The sequence below is a fragment of the Burkholderia sp. HMSC10F09 genome (assembly GCF_001806955.1).
Classification (GTDB): domain Bacteria; phylum Pseudomonadota; class Gammaproteobacteria; order Burkholderiales; family Burkholderiaceae; genus Burkholderia; species Burkholderia multivorans.
On sequence record NZ_KV786561.1, the window covers coordinates 1 to 3,559 of the forward strand.

The 3,559-nt window shown below is 69.5% G+C and carries 4 protein-coding genes and 1 pseudogene; 2 read left to right on the forward strand and 3 right to left on the reverse strand.

The genetic code is table 11. The annotated features are described in order from the left end of the window. The 3 genes and pseudogenes from HMPREF3115_RS32210 to tsaB form a co-directional block, all read right to left on the reverse strand. Positions 1-127 (reverse strand): annotated as a pseudogene (locus tag HMPREF3115_RS32210) (uracil-DNA glycosylase); the annotation flags it as partial. Continuing rightward, the gene (rimI, locus tag HMPREF3115_RS04820) at positions 114-611 is read right to left on the reverse strand and encodes a ribosomal protein S18-alanine N-acetyltransferase (RefSeq protein ID WP_006407728.1); all 498 of its coding nucleotides are present in this window, start codon (positions 609-611) and stop codon (positions 114-116) included. The pseudogene HMPREF3115_RS32210 and the gene rimI, both read right to left, overlap by 14 nt. Then, a complete protein-coding gene (gene tsaB / locus HMPREF3115_RS04825; protein WP_035488280.1) occupies positions 608-1,375 on the reverse strand; it encodes a tRNA (adenosine(37)-N6)-threonylcarbamoyltransferase complex dimerization subunit type 1 TsaB in 768 nt (255 codons plus the stop codon). The genes rimI and tsaB overlap by 4 nt, the downstream gene beginning before the upstream one ends. Before the next feature lie 147 nt (positions 1,376-1,522). Between tsaB and HMPREF3115_RS04830 the strand changes: the two genes are divergently transcribed. Then, entirely contained in the window at positions 1,523-1,792 is a 270-nt protein-coding gene (locus tag HMPREF3115_RS04830) for an acyl-CoA-binding protein (RefSeq protein ID WP_006402618.1), read from the forward strand. A gap of 349 nt (positions 1,793-2,141) precedes the next feature. Next, the coding region (locus HMPREF3115_RS04835) for a DEAD/DEAH box helicase (protein WP_070553568.1) at positions 2,142-3,559 on the forward strand (1,418 nt) is incomplete at its 3' end.

Here is a 3,559-nt window from a genome sequence, read left to right on the forward strand (position 1 = left end):
CGCCGGCGGCTTCCGACTGCGCCGCGACGGCACCGTCGCCGGCCGCCGAGCCGCTCGCGCGCTGGCCGCGCCGTACCCAGATCTGCGCGAGGCCCATCTCCTCGAGCGCCGCTTCAGCCCACGCCATGCGCGCCTCCGTCGTTGTTCAGCGTCAGACGCATCACGATCGCGTCCTCCCGGCTGCGATGCCGCGCCGGATAGTAGTTCTTGCGCCGGCCGATCGTCACGAAGCCGAAACGCTCGTACAGCTGGATCGCGCGCGGATTCGACGGCCGCACTTCGAGCAGCACGCCGTCGAGCCGTTCGGCGCGTGCAATGCGCACGGCTTCGCGCAGCAGCGCGAGACCGGCGCCCGAGCGCTGCGCGGCGGGCGCGACGCAGAGGTTCAGCAGATGCATCTCGTCGATGACGGGCATCAGCACGCAATAGCCGACGAGCGTGCCCGTCACGTGACGCAGGCACACGCCGAAATAGCCGTTGCGCAGCGAATCCTCGAAGTTGCCGCGGCTCCACGGGAATTCGTACGCGGCCTGCTCGATCGCGACGACTTCGTCGAGATCGGCATCCGTCATCGGCGACAGATAACGGTCGCTCAGCAGGACGCCCGTCATCCCTGCGCCCCGTCCGTGCGCGCTGCGCGTGCCGCGATCCGCTCGGCCGTCGTCTGCGCGACCTTGTCGCGCACGTATTCCGGCGCAGCCTGATCGGCCGGCACGACACGCCCTGCGCGGAACGCACGCAGCGCCGCATGCGCGACCGCGAGCGCATGCGGCAGCGCTTCGCCGTCGATCGTCGTCGCGCGCGCGGCCGCGGGCAGCTGCGCGCCGAATGCGGCGGCCGCGTTGCCGGCGAGCGTAAACGGCGCATCGGGCACGCCGACCGCCGCCGGCGCGTCGAGCGACGCCGGATGCAGTGTGCGCCAGTCGTGCGCCTCGTCGTCCCAGGCGAAGTCGGCCCAGTACGCTTCGTCCATCCGCGCGTCGAGCGCCGCCAGCACGCGCGTCGTGCCGGGCGCGCGCAGCCGCGCGTGCTCCGCGCACGCGAGCAGCGTGCCGATCGGCACGACGGGCAGCCCGCGACCGAACGCGAGGCCCTGTGCAATGCCGGTGGCGGTGCGCAGGCCCGTAAACGAGCCGGGGCCGGCGCCGAACGCGATCGCGTCGCAGTCGGCGAGCGTAAGGCCGGATTCGGCGAAGAGTTCCTGGAGCGCCGGCAGCACGCGCGTGCTCGACACGGCGCCCGTCATCTCGTGACGGAACCAGGTTTGCGGGGAAGAAACGGCCGCATCGGCCGGGGCCGAGCGCAGCAGCGCGACCGAGCAGTATTCGGTCGACGTATCGATGGCGAGGAGCACTGTTTGCGTCATGGCCGACATTGTAATGCGGCGCCCCGCCCTGACGGGCGATCGCGGCCGATCTTCGCGCGCCGGCGGCGCCGGCGGCGGTTTGGAAGGATCGCTCGACCCTGCGCGACGGCCCGCTTGTTAAGATCGGCCGACTCGAAACCCTTACGGAGACACCCGATGAGCGACCTCACCGCCCGATTCGATCAGGCCCAGATCGACGTGAAGCAACTGACCGAGCGGCCCGGCAATCTGACGCTGCTGCGCCTGTACGCGCTGTTCAAGCAGGCGACCGACGGCGACGTCCACGGCGACAAGCCGGGCTTCACGGACATCGTCGGCAAATACAAGTACGACGCGTGGGAAGCGTTGAAAGGCACGCCGCAGGACACCGCGAAGCAGCAGTACATCGAACTCGTCGAATCGCTGAAGAACGGCACCGCTTCCTGATCGCCGGACCTCGGCCTTCAAACCGGTGGCGCAGCGCAGCAAAATTCGTTACAATGCTGGCTGCGTCACTTCCGCGCTCGGCCTGTAGGCCGCTCCGGCCGGACGCCACGTAGCGTTAAGCTCCAATCCGGTTTAGAACCTGTCCCCTCCTGCTTCGGCCCTTGCGGTCGTCACTTATCAGGCTGGCGGTCCCGCTCCTGCAGCGCGCCGCACCCAAAACAGCTTCTAATGCCTCGTCCGCCGTCCATTCGGCGGATTGCACCCGTTTCCCGATTTGCTCGCTGAATCCGACGACTTGGGTATGCGCGATTGGCGCCGACGTTTCACCCACTGTGTTTCAAGGATTGTTATGACTTCGAGCATCAACTCCAGCCCGCTCAACGCGATCGCCGACCAGGCGCTCGGTCTCGACGCCGCCGCACCGGCCGCCGACGAACCGAGCTTCGCGTCGCTCGGGCTGTCGCCGGAGATCGTCTCCGCGCTGCAGGCCGCCGGCTACGTGAAGCCGACGCCGGTTCAGCAGCGCGCGATTCCGGCCGGCATCGCCGGCCGCGACCTGCTGGTGTCGAGCCCGACCGGTTCGGGCAAGACGGCCGCCTTCATGCTGCCTGCGATCGAGCGTTTCGCGCAGCTCCAGAAAGCGCAGGCGCAGCAACCGCGCGCGCCGCGCGAAGCGAACCAGGGCGAGCGCCGCGCGCGCCGTCCGCAACCCGTCGCGCGCCCGGGCCTGCTCGTGCTGACGCCGACCCGCGAACTCGCGATGCAGGTGACGACCGCCGCATCGACGTACGGCAAGCACCTGAAGCGCCTGCGCACGGTCAGCATCCTCGGCGGCGTTGCCTACGGCCAGCAGCTGATGCTGCTCGCGAAGAACCCGGAAATCCTGGTCGCGACGCCGGGCCGCCTGCTCGACCACCTCGAGCGCGGCCGCATCGACCTGTCCGAGCTGAAGATGCTCGTGCTCGACGAAGCCGACCGCATGCTCGACATGGGCTTCATCGAAGACATCGAAACGATCGTCGAGGCAACGCCCGAGTCGCGCCAGACGATGCTGTTCTCGGCCACGCTCGACGGCAAGATCGGTTCGCTGACGAGCCGCCTGCTGAAGGATCCGGAGCGCATCGAGATCCAGCAGCGCCTCGAATCGCGCGCGAACATCGCGCAGACGGTCCACTACGTCGACGATCGCGACCACAAGGATCGCCTGCTCGATCACCTGCTGCGCGACGCCGCGCTCGACCAGGCGATCATCTTCACGGCGACCAAGATCGACGCCGATCAGCTGGCCGGCCGCCTCGCCGACGCCGGCTTCCAGTCGGCCGCGCTGCACGGCGACCTGCCGCAGGGCGCACGTAACCGCACGATCCGTGCGCTGCGCGAGCGCCGCGTGCGCGTGCTGGTCGCGACCGACGTCGCGGCCCGCGGCATCGACATTCCGGGCATCACGCACGTGTTCAACTACGATCTGCCGAAGTTCGCGGAAGACTACGTGCACCGGATCGGCCGCACGGGCCGCGCGGGCCGTTCGGGTATCGCGGTGAGCCTCGTGCATCACGCGGAGCAAGGTGCGCTCAAGCGCATCGAGCGCTTCGTGCGTTCGCCGCTGCCGGTCAACGTGATCGAAGGCTTCGAGCCACGCAAGACGCCGCCGCGCAACGATCGCGGCAACGGCCGCGGCCGCCCGGGCGGCGGTAACGGCGGTCGACGTTTCGGCGGCAAGCCGGGCGGCGGTGGCCACGGCGGTCACGGCCGCAGCTACGGCGGCGG